The sequence below is a fragment of the Reyranella sp. GW821-FHT14A01 genome (assembly GCF_058803965.1).
This window is the reverse complement of sequence record NZ_JBXAPM010000007.1, coordinates 66,172-78,974: the sequence shown is the minus strand read 5'-3', so window position 1 is coordinate 78,974 and position 12,803 is coordinate 66,172. Positions and strand designations below refer to the sequence as shown.

24 protein-coding genes are annotated in these 12,803 nt (G+C 60.5%); 12 read left to right on the top strand and 12 right to left on the bottom strand.

The window, feature by feature from the left end:
• The first annotated feature begins 11 nt into the window (after positions 1–11).
• The 3 genes from AC1ROX_RS13570 to AC1ROX_RS13560 all read left to right on the top strand — a co-directional run bounded on the left by AC1ROX_RS13570 (position 12) and on the right by AC1ROX_RS13560 (position 1,139).
• Positions 12–308, top strand: coding sequence for a hypothetical protein (locus tag AC1ROX_RS13570; RefSeq protein WP_493126362.1), 297 nt, complete (start codon positions 12–14; stop codon positions 306–308).
• A 156-nt stretch (positions 309–464) separates the two neighbouring features.
• Positions 465–803 carry a hypothetical protein gene (locus tag AC1ROX_RS13565; RefSeq protein WP_493126360.1) on the top strand — a complete coding sequence of 113 codons (339 nt, stop codon included), beginning with the start codon at positions 465–467 and terminating at the stop codon, positions 801–803.
• A 51-nt stretch (positions 804–854) separates the two neighbouring features.
• Positions 855–1,139 (top strand): hypothetical protein, encoded by a 285-nt coding sequence (locus AC1ROX_RS13560; protein WP_493126358.1) that lies wholly within the window; start codon positions 855–857, stop codon positions 1,137–1,139.
• 77 nt (positions 1,140–1,216) lie between these two features.
• Here AC1ROX_RS13560 and AC1ROX_RS13555 read toward each other — a convergent pair whose 3' ends face one another.
• The 4 genes from AC1ROX_RS13555 to AC1ROX_RS13540 are packed head-to-tail and all read right to left on the bottom strand — an operon-like array spanning position 1,217 to position 3,590.
• Positions 1,217–2,023, bottom strand: coding sequence for a hypothetical protein (locus AC1ROX_RS13555; RefSeq protein ID WP_493126356.1), 807 nt, complete (start codon positions 2,021–2,023; stop codon positions 1,217–1,219).
• 29 nt (positions 2,024–2,052) lie between these two features.
• The gene (locus AC1ROX_RS13550; protein ID WP_493126354.1) at positions 2,053–2,271 is read right to left on the bottom strand and encodes a hypothetical protein; all 219 of its coding nucleotides are present in this window, start codon (positions 2,269–2,271) and stop codon (positions 2,053–2,055) included.
• The gene (locus tag AC1ROX_RS13545) at positions 2,268–3,104 is read right to left on the bottom strand and encodes a hypothetical protein (RefSeq protein WP_493126352.1); all 837 of its coding nucleotides are present in this window, start codon (positions 3,102–3,104) and stop codon (positions 2,268–2,270) included. Before AC1ROX_RS13545 ends, AC1ROX_RS13550 begins: the two co-directional genes overlap by 4 nt.
• Before the next feature lie 24 nt (positions 3,105–3,128).
• Complete coding sequence (locus AC1ROX_RS13540; protein WP_493126350.1) at positions 3,129–3,590, bottom strand: hypothetical protein; 462 nt, start codon at positions 3,588–3,590, stop codon at positions 3,129–3,131.
• A gap of 198 nt (positions 3,591–3,788) precedes the next feature.
• Between AC1ROX_RS13540 and AC1ROX_RS13535 the strand changes: the two genes are divergently transcribed.
• From AC1ROX_RS13535 to AC1ROX_RS13505, 7 genes are all read left to right on the top strand, one after another.
• Complete coding sequence (locus AC1ROX_RS13535; RefSeq protein ID WP_493126348.1) at positions 3,789–4,211, top strand: hypothetical protein; 423 nt, start codon at positions 3,789–3,791, stop codon at positions 4,209–4,211.
• A 28-nt stretch (positions 4,212–4,239) separates the two neighbouring features.
• Positions 4,240–5,046 (top strand): DUF3800 domain-containing protein, encoded by an 807-nt coding sequence (locus AC1ROX_RS13530; protein ID WP_493126346.1) that lies wholly within the window; start codon positions 4,240–4,242, stop codon positions 5,044–5,046.
• A gap of 58 nt (positions 5,047–5,104) precedes the next feature.
• Positions 5,105–5,614 carry a hypothetical protein gene (locus AC1ROX_RS13525; protein ID WP_493126344.1) on the top strand — a complete coding sequence of 170 codons (510 nt, stop codon included), beginning with the start codon at positions 5,105–5,107 and terminating at the stop codon, positions 5,612–5,614.
• A gap of 272 nt (positions 5,615–5,886) precedes the next feature.
• Positions 5,887–6,669 (top strand): hypothetical protein, encoded by a 783-nt coding sequence (locus AC1ROX_RS13520; protein WP_493126342.1) that lies wholly within the window; start codon positions 5,887–5,889, stop codon positions 6,667–6,669.
• Positions 6,662–7,180: a type II toxin-antitoxin system VapC family toxin gene (locus tag AC1ROX_RS13515; protein WP_493126340.1), complete on the top strand. Its 519-nt coding sequence runs from the start codon at positions 6,662–6,664 to the stop codon at positions 7,178–7,180. Before AC1ROX_RS13520 ends, AC1ROX_RS13515 begins: the two co-directional genes overlap by 8 nt.
• A gap of 173 nt (positions 7,181–7,353) precedes the next feature.
• Positions 7,354–7,791 carry a hypothetical protein gene (locus AC1ROX_RS13510; RefSeq protein ID WP_493126338.1) on the top strand — a complete coding sequence of 146 codons (438 nt, stop codon included), beginning with the start codon at positions 7,354–7,356 and terminating at the stop codon, positions 7,789–7,791.
• 70 nt (positions 7,792–7,861) lie between these two features.
• Positions 7,862–8,356, top strand: a complete 495-nt coding sequence (locus AC1ROX_RS13505) for a GNAT family N-acetyltransferase (RefSeq protein ID WP_493126336.1) — start codon at positions 7,862–7,864, stop codon at positions 8,354–8,356.
• A 27-nt stretch (positions 8,357–8,383) separates the two neighbouring features.
• Here AC1ROX_RS13505 and AC1ROX_RS13500 read toward each other — a convergent pair whose 3' ends face one another.
• The 6 genes from AC1ROX_RS13500 to AC1ROX_RS13475 form a co-directional block, all read right to left on the bottom strand.
• Positions 8,384–9,136 carry a hypothetical protein gene (locus AC1ROX_RS13500; protein WP_493126334.1) on the bottom strand — a complete coding sequence of 251 codons (753 nt, stop codon included), beginning with the start codon at positions 9,134–9,136 and terminating at the stop codon, positions 8,384–8,386.
• Positions 9,133–9,690: a hypothetical protein gene (locus tag AC1ROX_RS13495; protein WP_493126332.1), complete on the bottom strand. Its 558-nt coding sequence runs from the start codon at positions 9,688–9,690 to the stop codon at positions 9,133–9,135. The genes AC1ROX_RS13500 and AC1ROX_RS13495 overlap by 4 nt, the downstream gene beginning before the upstream one ends.
• Before the next feature lie 84 nt (positions 9,691–9,774).
• Positions 9,775–10,011 carry a hypothetical protein gene (locus AC1ROX_RS13490; protein WP_493126330.1) on the bottom strand — a complete coding sequence of 79 codons (237 nt, stop codon included), beginning with the start codon at positions 10,009–10,011 and terminating at the stop codon, positions 9,775–9,777.
• Position 10,012: 1 nt separating this feature from the next.
• A complete protein-coding gene (locus AC1ROX_RS13485) occupies positions 10,013–10,303 on the bottom strand; it encodes a hypothetical protein (RefSeq protein ID WP_493126328.1) in 291 nt (96 codons plus the stop codon).
• Entirely contained in the window at positions 10,300–10,584 is a 285-nt protein-coding gene (locus AC1ROX_RS13480) for a hypothetical protein (protein ID WP_493126326.1), read from the bottom strand. Before AC1ROX_RS13480 ends, AC1ROX_RS13485 begins: the two co-directional genes overlap by 4 nt.
• 4 nt (positions 10,585–10,588) lie before the next feature.
• Positions 10,589–11,293 (bottom strand): S24 family peptidase, encoded by a 705-nt coding sequence (locus AC1ROX_RS13475; RefSeq protein WP_493126323.1) that lies wholly within the window; start codon positions 11,291–11,293, stop codon positions 10,589–10,591.
• A gap of 88 nt (positions 11,294–11,381) precedes the next feature.
• On the opposite strand from AC1ROX_RS13475, the gene AC1ROX_RS13470 reads away from it, so the two are divergent.
• On the top strand, positions 11,382–11,624 hold the full coding sequence (locus AC1ROX_RS13470; RefSeq protein WP_493126320.1) for a hypothetical protein: 243 nt from the start codon (positions 11,382–11,384) through the stop codon (positions 11,622–11,624).
• An 8-nt stretch (positions 11,625–11,632) separates the two neighbouring features.
• On the opposite strand, the gene AC1ROX_RS13465 is transcribed toward AC1ROX_RS13470, so the two are convergent.
• Together AC1ROX_RS13465 and AC1ROX_RS13460 are read right to left on the bottom strand one after the other, a co-directional pair.
• A complete protein-coding gene (locus AC1ROX_RS13465; RefSeq protein WP_493126318.1) occupies positions 11,633–11,923 on the bottom strand; it encodes a hypothetical protein in 291 nt (96 codons plus the stop codon).
• A 75-nt stretch (positions 11,924–11,998) separates the two neighbouring features.
• Complete coding sequence (locus AC1ROX_RS13460; protein WP_493126316.1) at positions 11,999–12,238, bottom strand: hypothetical protein; 240 nt, start codon at positions 12,236–12,238, stop codon at positions 11,999–12,001.
• On the opposite strand from AC1ROX_RS13460, the gene AC1ROX_RS13455 reads away from it, so the two are divergent.
• On the top strand, positions 12,231–12,602 hold the full coding sequence (locus AC1ROX_RS13455; RefSeq protein ID WP_493126314.1) for a hypothetical protein: 372 nt from the start codon (positions 12,231–12,233) through the stop codon (positions 12,600–12,602). The two genes, AC1ROX_RS13460 and AC1ROX_RS13455, sit on opposite strands and share 8 nt — an antisense overlap.
• The last annotated feature ends 201 nt before the right edge of the window (positions 12,603–12,803 follow it).

Below are 12,803 nucleotides of genomic sequence, written 5' to 3'. Positions count from 1 at the left end.
GACGGGTGCTCATGGCCGAACGTGAAGTTCTCATTACGGAGATAGAGGCCTTCCTGTGCGAGCGGGAGCAGGACGAGAAGCAGCTCGACCGCTGGGAATGCCATCACCTCGTCAGAGCCATCGCCTATATCGAGACGCCGGTGGATGCCCACCTGGGGGTCGGACTGTTCCACAAATGCCGAGTGCCCGAAGGCGGGCGACTGCAGCCCGAAGTCGACGGCATTCCCAAGACCGACCTGCTCCTCACGCTCACAGAAGCGCGGGCGACCTTCGAAAAGGCAAAAAATAGGCCTGTTCGCGAACTGTAGACCAAAAAAGTCTGCCAGACGCGCTCGCGCCCTGAGCGCTTTACTCTGAGCCGAGAAGTCCCGGACGGCCTTCATGGCGGGCAATCCAGTACGGAAGTGGCCAAACGGACACAATTGCGCAGGTTCGGGCGAGGGATGCCCATGCTACAGCCCTGCATGGCAATCAAACCCACGGCTACTGCAACGGCTCGCCGCAACCTCGTCCAGCGCATGGAGCGGTTTCTCGAAACTGTTCGACAGGAGTCGAGGCCGCTCAATGCCTGGGAGACGGATCTGATCCGCCGTGTGTTGGCCGATCTGGAGATGGGCTACTTCCGCGTCGGCGAAGATGTAATGCTTCAGGTCGAGCGACCCGATCTCTACTGCTCGGAAAAGGCGCTGGCCACGGTGGCGGGCGGGGCGACGCTGACTGTGGCCGAGGTGCGGGCCAGCGTTGTGAAAGCTCTTCAAGCAGAGGCGGGTCACGTCGACGCGCATAGCCCGCCGACGGCATGAACCTCCCGCCCATTCCGACGTTGTCGTGCCCGGCAGGGAAGGGAGTGTTCGATGGACGAAGGAACACTGCACACGTGGCAGGGGATCGAGACGATCCTTCATCGGCTGACGGACGAGCAGAGCGAGCCCGACCCGTGGGTGTCGTTCTTCGTGGCCCACGCGATCGAGAGCGTCGGCAGGGGTGAACCAAACGTGCGCGCTCTCGAAATGGCGGCGCTCTCTCCCGCCGAGCGGCATGCGCACGAGGTTGATCTCGCAGGGGCTGCCAAGCTGACCAGGGCAGACCTGCGCGCGGCCTTCGAGACGTTGCCGGTCCCCGGCGGCCATCCTACCTGAGCCGACGTGCTCGAAGAGGCCAGGAACAGGCCTCTTCGCGAACTGTAGGGCGTCAGCAGTCGACATGCTGGTGTTGGTTACTCGGCTGCGACCGGCAGATCTTCGCCGTTCTTGCTCCGCCACAGCCGATTGCCGAAGTAGGCTTCGAAGGTCCCACCATATGCGCCCGTATCGAACGACCCTGTGCGCATGGAACGGAGATCACGGTGCGCCTGGCGGGTGGCATCGGCCATGTTAACGGTGCCGAGTTCCCAACCATCGTCGGAATTCTGCGACTTCTCGATGAGATGGGCGCGCGCCGTAGCCGAATCGACGTCCGCGGCATCGGCGCAAGACGCGAAGTCTTCCAGGAGCATGAGCGCCGCGAACATCGGATCGTCGCCATCCTCGTCACCGAGTGCCACATAGGCGGTGTGCAGCAGGGCGAGCGCGCCGACCGCATCGGCGATCGTGTAGTGGCCGATCAGCGGCATCAGAGCGTCCGCCAAGCCGATCTTCGACTTGATGCCGCCGCCTTCCTCGGTGTGCGGGGCTGCCGCGGCGGAAATGGCCCGGCAGAAGGAGACGAGCGAGGGGAGGGGCCGCGGCCGGGCGAGGTCGTGGGCAAGCTCCGCGAGCATGCGCGGCGCCATGTCCGGCCGCTCGGCCAGCACCTTCAGCTTGAGGGCGACACCCTCCGGGTCGGCCGTGCGCGCGCTCAGGAGGCGCGTCTGGGCCTCGTTGAAGGCCGCGCCGGTCCGCTCCTCTTCCTCCTCGCTGTAGCCCTCGCGGGCGGCCTCATAGGCGGCCCACAAGCCGCGCATATAGGCGGCGGTCACCAGCGGCGCCTTGCTGGCGTCGGAGTGGTTGGACATCGTATCGAATGGAATGGCGGTATCGGGCATGATTGGTCCCCTTGGGTTGATGTTGACGGTTACGCGGCTTGAGAAAACTCTGGTGGGTAGAGCATCCAGTCGTGCGGGATGTGCTCGCGGGCGCGGACGAACGTCGCCCAGCTGGTGATCGCGCCTTCTTCGGTGTCGGCGGGCTTGCTGGCGGCCCCGCAGTGCTCGGCGACGCACTCGACGAAGGGCAAGCCCTTGGGCGTGTGCTGGATGGCGCCGGGGCCGCCGCAGAGAGGGCAGGCCTTCATCGCCCACCCTGAGCCAGGGCGGCACGGGCGGCGGCGTACTTCGCGGCTGCCTTGAAGAACGCGCGGAGCAACGGCCGGCGATCGGCCCGCAGCTTCAGCAGCAGGGTGCGCCGCTCAGTCTGGTCGAGCGACCGAACGTGATCGTGTGCCGCTTGGGCGCACTCGTCGCGCTGCCGAAGATGGAGTTGCGCCAGCTCGCGGGAGTAGCCCCAGTATGCCTTCTTCGCTGCACTGAGCGCACTTGCGGCTTCGTTGACCCGCAGCGCGGCGCGCTCGGAAGGCAGCAGAGAACACGGCGACTTACGGCCGTGTGCTTCCGCCCAATCGGTCACTTCGTAGTGTGCCGTGAGCCAGGTATGGCGGATCGAACCTGGGCGGATTGGCGGGTTAACGGGCTGGCCATGCGTCGCCACCACAATGGCAAGCCACCCCGCCGAAGCTGGGGCCCGACGCTTCACCGCCTGTTTCGCCAGCTTCAGGCGGTCCTCGTCGGCCCGAAACTCACCAAAGGCGAGAGGGTCGGTCGGCGGGATCTTGAAAAAGACAGTCCAGTCCAGATCCAAGGCGCCGGCGGCGTCTGCCGATACACCAGCCTCCGCGTTCCACCGGTCAGCGATTTCCTTCAGCTCCTCGATGCTGAGGCCCTTCGTGTCGGCCTTGGGCAGCCACGCTCGCTTTTCACCACGCTTGATGAAGCAGAGCCTTTCGCCGTCATGAAAGCAGGGGACAACCGTCCAGGCCTCCGATGCGGGCGAAGTCGAGAGTGGAACGGAGCCCTGCGCCGGAACGGGTAGGCGGGATGGGCCAACAAGGCTGACGAGTGTATCGGGCACGGCGGTTCTCCTTCGGTTGATGGACTAGGCGGCGAGGGGCTGGTCGATCGGGGCGCGGGCGTCGCGATAGGCGCGGACAGCCTTCAGGAAGCCCGCCCAGAGATACCGGCGGCGGGCGAGCCACGCCCTCTGAGCGGCCGGTGTCCACGAGCGCCACGGCTTCGCATCGAAGGGGCAGTTCTTGTCGCTCTCGTGGGTCTGCAGGTGGGACAGCCAGATCAGCGCCGTGGCTGCCTTGGCCTCATGGGGATACTGGCCGCGCTCTTCGCAGCGGGGGTCTTCGTTGCGGTCGAAGCTTAGTCCCTGTTCGCGCTCGACGCGGGCGAAGTCACGGCTGCGGTGCTGGACCTCCGCGTGAAGGACCGCGACGGCCCATGCCCGGAAGTTCTGGCCGTTCAGCTCGTGCGACGGCAGCGGGCGGCGGTGAAGCGCGATGCGCTGGGCGGTGGTGAGGCTGGCCGGGGCGGTGAAGAGCGTGTCGGGCATAGGCTTCCCTCAGCGTCCGGGAGCGGCCCGGTCCGTGTCGGCGTGTACCGAACGAAGGGGGACGGTAAGGGGGATATATCCCCTAGTCAAGGGGATACATCCCCAAATAATGAGCCGCCGAGAATTTTCAGAGAAACGTTCGCCGGTTGACCGAGGGTAATGCTCCAGCGAAACTCCCCTGCAGCTTGGGGGAGTGAAATGAATAAGATTGCAACTACACTGGCGGCGACTGCCGTACTGACGGCCTGTGCGCCTACGCCTGAATCCATTCAGGCGTCGTACGTAAGCGACATTCCATATCGGAGTTACACCTGCGATCAGCTTGGCGAGGAGGGCATCCGCCTTAACCAGGCGCTCGCCACGGCGTCGGTGGCGCAGAGCAATGCGAGATCCAATGACACCGTCGGCATCATTTTGATCGGCCTACCGGTCGGCTCCATGTCAGGCCAATCGATCGCGCCGCAGATCGCGCTCTACAAGGGTCAGATCGAGGCGGTGAGAACTGCATCGCTCCGTAACAATTGTCCGGAAATGACCCGCATTCATCCAAACGTGACGCCGCGACAACCAGTGACACCGGGGGAGCAGCCACAGCCCGTCAGCACGAGCGAGCGGCGGTAGCCGCATGTGATCACCATGGGGCTTTGCGATGAGCAATGAACTAGTTCCGACTCGGCTTTGCATCGTCGGAGACGAGAGTTCCCATAAGGGGCATCACTACCTTGTCTACGGAACCATTAGCTTCAATGCGAGCAGGCAGTCTAAGATCGAAGAGCGGCTCAGAGCTTCAATTCCTGAAACGCTTACATTTGAGCGCAAGTGGAACCATAAGGGTTTTCTTGGCCTCTACATCAAGTTCGTTGATCAAATCTTCGCCTGTCGTAATGACCTCGGGCTGAGCTTTCGGTGCACTGTCATTGACGCTCATCAAGCCAATAGGCCAGAGTATCGTTCTGACGAGCCGGAAACGTCTTTAGAGCGCTATATCTATCACCACCTTCGCGGTTACGCTCGCCGCACCCTCGCTCCAGATACTACCAGGTTTATTGTAACCCTAGACCAATCCCCGCAGCGGCGCTCAGCTGAAGTCCAGGCGATCACACTCAATCACGCCTTTCGCCGCGACAGTGGCAAGGATTTCGATATTTTCGAGAGTGTCGTGGATGGTGCCTCGAAAGAGAATCTGATGATTCAAGCGGCCGACGTGTTAACCGGCGCCGTCGCATGGGTCTGGAACAAGCGCTACACCAACACGGATGCTTCAGAACACAAGAAGGCTCTTGCTGCGCATATAGCTAAACGAGCGCGTCTTCCTGCGACTGGTGCTGCCGCAAAGGCGGGCGCCGAGCGTGGAGATCTACTGACATTGGGAACCGAGACTTTGCCCCATCATGAGACTCACGGTTTCGCTATCTGGAAGATGGATTTCAGCAAGTCGAAGCATCGGAGTCCTTAGGAGATTTAGGGCACAGATGCGCGCTGGCTTGGGATTTTGAGAAGCGGGGAGGGAGATAGTGGCCGTTGCCTTCAAGAGCGCCGTTGAGAGGCGCTGGTTCGTCAGCGCGCTTCTATCGTCCGCATTCTGGATACTGATTTCGATTGTGGTCGGTCACCTGATGGCCGACCGTTACAATTCACCTTGGGGTATTGCATTCTTTGTGTGGGCAGGCTTCATCCTTATCTCGATAGTTTGGTGGGTATCGAAGCAGATAGTGGGATGGCTTGTTTGGCGAGTGTTGTGGCGCAGGGCGGCGGTGAACGAATTAGTAGCGGCTTTCGAGAAAATGAATTTGCCCAAGCCCCCGCACAATCTTCAATCCGCTGAAGATTGGTTTTCCAATCTGGCAATGGGTGAGGAGAGTGAAGCTCTCTCGATTGACCAACGGATGTTTGCCGGCTCGCACTACCTGCGGCTTCACGAGTTTGCGCCCCAGCAGGGGATGTTCGCAGCCCTACGGTTTAAGGCTCTTTACGAAGAGGCGATCAATGCCTTTGGCTCGACTTTCCCCCGCGCGGACCGGTAGCTGTGAGACGCCGTGTGACCGGCCAGGGGGGGGGGAGGAGACCTACGTCCATGTCAACACGTTGGAGAAATTGGTAAAGAGGACGTGCGAACGGATGCTAGGGCGCATACGATCTAGGCTGATCTTCACAGGGGTGAACGACGTGTGCCAGCATTGCTTACAGAGCAACCTTGGCGGGATGCTGCGCAATGCCTCCTGAGCGCGTCACCGTCACAGTTAGACCAAGCACGGGCGACGAAGGGCCGATTTCAGTATCGGATGCCCTCCGTCAGGTGCTCGACATCTTCGATCTCTTGACTGTCGCGCAAGGTGATGCCGACGGTGAGGTCGTATCGTGGCGCCTTGTTAGCATATCCAAGAATAGCCCGACCATGGCGACAGGAGAGGCATTCGCGACGATGACCGGGGTTGCGCCCGAAATCGTAGCGCGGCGAGGGAAGGAACGCGTAAGCCAAGCACTTGAGACTCTTACGGCAGGAAATCCCCCGCCGGCGTGGCTTGAGGGGATGGCGCTCAGTAAGACCCGGTCTTTGCTGCAGCGAAACCTCAATGGGGTTGGTCGAACCGATATTGATTTTGAGCGCCCGCATTCTCCACCCACGATCATCGTCGAGAAGACGGCTCGTCTGGCTCTGGTTGCCATCGAGAAAAGCGAGCTGGAGAAGCGCGCCGCGACCGAAGATCTCAGTCGCACCGAAATCGGCTCAATTGAAGGTACAGTCGCGGGTGTTGCACGCTACTACGGGCGGCCGGCGATCGATGTGTGCGAGGCTTTGCGGGGGCAGGTCATCACCTGTGTTCTATCGGATGATGCCGCGCATGAACTCAAACACGCCCACAACTGGGGCGAGGTTTGGGAGGGGCGCCGAGTAACAGTATCCGGCGAGATTGTTTATAAGAAGACTGGCGCTCTCAGTCGCGTGAACAACGCTAGCATGGCGCTCATTGATGCCAGTCCCATCAACTACGATGAGATAGCGCGTCCAGGTATTTTGGGCGGTCTGACACCTCGAGCTTACCTGGATGCGATCTGGGGCGAGGACGACGATGCCTGATTTAATTCCTCGCTACTATTGGGACGCATGCGCCTGGCTGGGTATGATCAACGAAGAGGTCGGTAAGCTTACCGTGCTTAAGCACTTGTGGGGGCAAGCGCAGAAGGGGCAGTGCGAAATCTGGACCAGCACCTACAGTTACTTGGAGGTGGTCTACGGAAAGCCTCCCTACGGGCAACCGTACAATCTAGCTGAGCACGATCCGATGATTTTTGCCTTGCTTGAGCAGCCGTTCGTTAAGCGTGTGCAGCTCGACGTCGAAGTGGCAAAGCTAGCGCGTCGAATCAAGAGCGAAGCCAAGACCAAGATCATTCGTCCTGACGCAATTCACCTCGCGACCGCCCTGCACTACGACTGTACGCAGCTCCACACATGGGATGGGTCGCACCTTCTGCCGTTCCACAACACTCTGAAGTGTCGCAGTGGAAGGCTATTGCCAGTGGTAAAACCCGGTGTAGGCGACGATCTTCCGCTCGCTATCGCTGCCGCAGGCGGCAGTGGCGCGGTCTAGTTCGCGAGTCAGGCGTCCGCCGCGGTCTCGAACTTCTCTCCTTCCCCTTCCTAATCGGCCGGTAACGACGCAATCTCTTCAGAGTGTCCGTTCCCTACAGTGCCGACTATGTAAGTCAGGAACTCGAGCGACGGCGTGCCGGCATGGGAGTAGCGACAACGGGAGCGAGCAAGGTGAGTAAGGCGGCTCTTATTGGAAAAGCAGGCGAATCGCTGGTCGCCGGCGAGCTCATGCGCCGGGGCATCTATGTCGCGCAACCGGCTTATGACTGCGGCATCGACTTGCTGGCCTTCCGCGAGGCCGTGCCCACCGTAGTGGTACCCGTCCAGGTCAAGGCGCGCGCGGGCTCCTGTTATCACTTCCAGAAAGCTTGGTTTGCGAAGGCCCCTGGCATGGTCGTGGTGCAGGTTTGGGACCTTGATACCGATCCTCGCTTCTACATTTTCGCATCGCTCGACGACGTGGCAGATGCTCTGGGAGACCATGCCAATTCCCCGTCTTGGGCTGTTGAGAAGGGTGTCTACAACGTCACCAGCCCGTTGCCGCACCATTTGGAGCGGATGGAACGTCACAGGGATCGGTGGTGTCGGATAAAGAGCCGACTTGGATAGCGGCTCCGCAGCATGAGCTGGAGTGGCGGGCGGCGCAGCGGCGGTAAAACGGAGTGATGGAGGATGTGCAATGCCAGCGATGGTCGACCCAATGCAAGCACTCGAATCTTTTCAGCAAGCGTTGCTAGCGGGTCGTGTTGATGCTCAGCGTGGAACCCTTGATCCGACGATCTTTGTGCATCTTGATGCTCCAACTGGCGCGCATCGGTTTACCTATGTACGTCTCGAGGGCAAGCTCGTCACGGCCCTCGTCATCCTGGCGGCAGTCGAGCCACTTGACGGCCTTCCGTGTTTCCAAATGGGATACGCCGTACTGCCGGAGAAGCGAGGTAAGGGGCTTGCACAAGCAGCGATAGCGGCAGCGATCGCAGAACTCCATGCCGGCTTGGCTAGGAATCGCGTTCACGCATTTTATGTTGAGGCGGTTGTTGGAGTGAAAAACGAGGCATCGAAGCGAGTCGCCGAGAAGCTGCTCTCGGCCTCACCTAAATCGATCGTTGACCAACATTCCGGCGAGCAAGCGCTCCACTATGCGAAGATAATCGGCGGCGGCCCTCGCACGTAACAACCGCCTCCGGATGGGGCTCTTGGGCTAATGCGCCAACGCGCTTTGAAGGCTTGCGGGCAACCTGGATAGCGCGATTGTTGGAGCTGCCAGCTGGACGAAGTTCAAGTCTTCAGAGTTCCAGTCCTCCTTGTCGTCATAGACGATCATCTGTGTCACGCCCGTCTTCTCAGCTCGAGCAACATCGATATTTGCGACTGCTTTGGCGTTTATCGAGTTCTGCTCTGGCATCACTACATCGAGAAGGAGCGTGCGATCGCCGTTCACTGTGACAACGAAATCGAAGCGATATTGGCGATGGCTGGCGCCCAACACTTTCTCATGCTGTCTTACGCGCTCAGGAGCGAACCGTTTATCGATTTCCTCTTTCACAGCACCGTAGAGATCGCGTTTCTTGCGGGGGCGATACTTATGCACTGCGTGAAGAGCTGCGCGAGCAGAAGTTTCAGCCACATTGATGATCGCGCCGGCAATTTGGTCCGCTCCAATGTGTGCGCTCGCAATGGCACCATTGACGGCGCGAAGTCCGGCGGGTGAGCAGAAGGGGCTCAAATAGCGGTCGGCATTATAAAGCTCGATTCCATGCGCGCTGATCGAATCAATTGCACCCGCTCCATCTGAGACTACGAACGAGTTGTGCAGCGTCGTCGAAACAAAGACGCAAACATGGCTCCGCGAGGGGTACAAGAAGTGGGTGGGCACAACGACCTTGTCATTGTGCGAAACACACTCAGATAGACTAGATGCGGCTTTCTGAACTTGCTCAACCAAAGTGCTCATAGGAGCCTCCCACCTGTGCTAGGCCAGTCCGGCATGAGAACTGTCGGCATTACAATGTTGGTCTGACCACAAAACCATCGAAATCCTTGGTCGAATTGGCGCACCTCGGTCGGCACCGGCTCAGCGACCTCCAATTCCTCGGGAAAGCCGTAGGTTTTGCAAAGATGTCGATTGGCCGCCCAAGAGTGGAAGTTCGGTCCTACCACCTGACTGCACCCCGCAACTTCGATGCCTTGGCCTCGGTTTGTGTGCCTCGCGAACGGAGGGTCATAATCAAGTCGCCAAACGCAAGCGGCTTTCTGCCAGCCCGACGGCCACGCGTTAAGCGTGATCGTATATCGTAGCGGCGTATCGAACGGATAGGCGGTCAAGGAGACAAAGGCCCCCATCAGCCCGTCCTCATCTTGCACCAGCCATTGATGAATCCGCTTTTCCGTTGAGCGATTTCCCGCCACCCAGTTCGGTGGCGGATACGGAAAGCTCTTCCGCGCGGACAACACTTCATCCACCCAGTCGCAAAGGTTTCCCGTTGCCATAGGCGAAGGAATCTTCACGGATTATCCGATCTGACTACGGGGGCGAGATGGAGCCTCATCAATTTCACCGCTTGTACGTCGCCAGCAGCGCCAGGCCGCGCATCACATCACCACGGCGAGGGAAAAGACCTCGCCACGCTTGGCATTGAGGAACCGCAGCACGCCATCGGGCGCCTCGCCGAAGACAAGGGTCTTCTGGCCCGTTGTCAGCTTTTTACGCTCACGCAAGATCTCGACCGCACGATCCCGATCTCCAACAGCCACGATGAAATACTCAGCATCGGGATCAGCACCGCCTGGGCGCTGCGTCGCTACGACAATCTGCCAGCCCTTTGTCATCTCAGCCGTCCTTGCCCCTGGTCTCGATCGAGGAAAATCTTTCGCCGTTTCTAGCGCGGTTCAGCTGAGCTATCCGAAGGTCTGCTGGCCAAGTTTCGATGGTTTCCAGCCATTCTTCGTAGCGGTCGACCACAGCGTCTGGCTCGGCACCCTGCTCGATCCGATGGACGTGGATAAGGCCAAGGCCGATGCCCGCCGCCATCTGCCCCCTGGTGAATCCGAGCGCAGCCCGCCGCAGCCTCAGTTGGGTGATCCGATCATCGAGAGGTATACGGCGATCCATCAGGATCACCGCTTATATGTCGCCAGCAGCGCCACATAGACGGCAAGGCTGTTCATGCTGGCCGTCACGCCAGCAGCGGCCAGGAACCGCCGGAACCCGGCCGGCCGCACCTCGACCGACTTAGCGGTGTAACCCTCGTCGGCCAGCTCGGCGACACGGGCCTCGGCCAGTCGCTCCCAGGCGACGTGCGTCGGGGGGAAGTCCGCGTCGTCGACCAGGATCTCGGCGAACTCGGCGAAGTCCTCGGCGGCGATCCGAGGTAGCGGGTAGAATTTCGTTTCTTCGGACATGGCATCAGACTCCCATGAGTTCATCCCAGTCCATGGCGCGAACGATCTGCAACACTCGCTTGCGATCGATCTCAAAGTCTTTTGGCGGATTGTATTGGCGAAGCTTAATTTTGGTCGGAGTTACTCCCAAGAGGCGCTTCACCAAGGCCGGTCGAACGGTCTCCCCATCGTGGGGTTTAAACTCGACCAAGACATAATCCATCACGCGTGGGGCCTTGGCGCGCTCGAAGTAGATCAGTTGACCAGGCTCACGCCACGGCGAAACTGATTCCCCGCGGAGGTAGGCTGCGAACACGTCGGCGCGACCGATTAGGCGGGGTGGGCGCCTCACATAATCGACAATTTCGCCGTTGAGCTCGAAATCGAAGAGGGCACCGCTATCTTCGCCGCCTGAGACGGTCCCGTAGACGGGCACATCCTTCGGCATTTCTCCACGTGTCGGAATAGGAGGTGCCATCGGTGCCAGCGTGAGATTAGGAACAGGGTCCTGACCTTCGGTCGGTGAGTGCTGTTCCACAAAATGCCCGCCAGGCAACCCAGCCGCCTGTGCCAGCTTCCTCAGGCCATCGGCCCCTGGATTAGCGGATTTACCGCTGATGACATCCTTCACATACGTCTCGCTGAGGCCGGCCTTAATGCTCCAAGGCTTTGCCTTGAGACCATTTTCCACCATCACCCGCTGAAGTTCGTCTTGTAGCCATGTTCCCATCTGGGGATGCTTCCACGGAGCGCGCCCGGGAGTAATTGGGAAGTGTCCCCTTGACGAAGGGGACATATCCCCCTTAGTGTCCCCCGGCATGACGACACTGTCCGCACTCCTCAAGGAAATCGACGCCTTCTGCCGTGACGCTGAGATGTCGGAAGCGACTTTCAGCAAGCGCGTCGCCAATGACGGCAAATTTATCGGCAGGCTCAGGGCGGGGGCCGATCTCACGGTCGGCAAGCTTGACCAGGTTCGGGCCTACATGACCCAACACCGTGAGCAAATGGTTGGCGAAAGCCGTCGATCACAGCGCCCGTCCCGGCGGAAGGCCGCCTGATGAGGCCGCTACCCGTCCTCGTCTCTGAGGTATCCGCGATCCCAACCCTCGATCTGGCCGAGAAGGATTTCCCGCGCGATCGGAAAGCTCGGATGGGGAAGGGTGCCACCTTCCAGCATGTCGAGGGAGTGGAGCGCGCCAGCGACGATGCGCTTGGTGTCCTTGGACTTGAGCGTTCCGCGCCGTTCGAGGAAGACCAGCAGCTCGACCACCAAGAGCCAGGAAACAATGCCGACGGCCGAATCAATGGCGATACGGTCGCCTGTCGTCTTTTTCCCCGTCTTCGGCTTCTTTGCCACGGTGCTACCTCGCTCCGTTCTGAGGGGCTTCTGAAAAAGGAACTGGCGGCCGGCCCCAACACCGGCCGCCAGCCTTCACGGCGGCGCGTTCGGCGGGGACCAGTTCGCGGCCGTGAACTCTCGGTCTTCACCGGCAATGTCCGGCGTCTCGTTGTCGTTGGCAGGATCGAATCCGTTCGCTGCCGCTTTCCGTCTCGCTTCGATCAGCTCCGCTACCACACGACGCGCGATCGAACCGATGTGCTCGAAACCGTTGGTGCCTCTCCTCGGGTGAATGCTCTGCATGCACACGAAAGTAGGAGCATCGATGTCCAAGAGGTTGGACCAGGAGTCCAAGGCCGTGGAATCTAACGTTCAGATCCCTGACCTGATGTGGCGGGCCGTCCCGCCAGATCGTCACGACAACAGGAAGTCGTGGCTGGCGCGCGTCGCGCGGACGCTGGTGTGGAAACACCGCCGCGTGAAGGCACTTTTCTACTGTGAAGCCCGCGTCGTGACCGCCGATGAATGGCGGACCCTCAACCAGCGCCTCGACGCGCTCAAGGCCGCGCACCAACGGCACGAGGAACACTCGCATGAACTACGCGAAGCTTATCGAGCTGCGCGGGAAGACGGCCCTGTGGCTGGCGGAAGTGCTGTCGATCTGGGCGACGCACCTCCGTTCGGTCGCGACGACTGACCTCCCGCGCGCCGTTCGACCTGACGACCTTCTCAACCGCGGCGGCGACCCGCGAAAGGACTAGCCATGCGACCGTACGACGAGGCTGGGCGTCCAATCACGCCTGATCATGGACGCGAGAGCGTGTCCCAGGGTTGTCCCGTTCGCGAAAGTGGGACAGCAGACGAGCGTCGATCCGAAGGGTGGGAACCCATCGGCGTC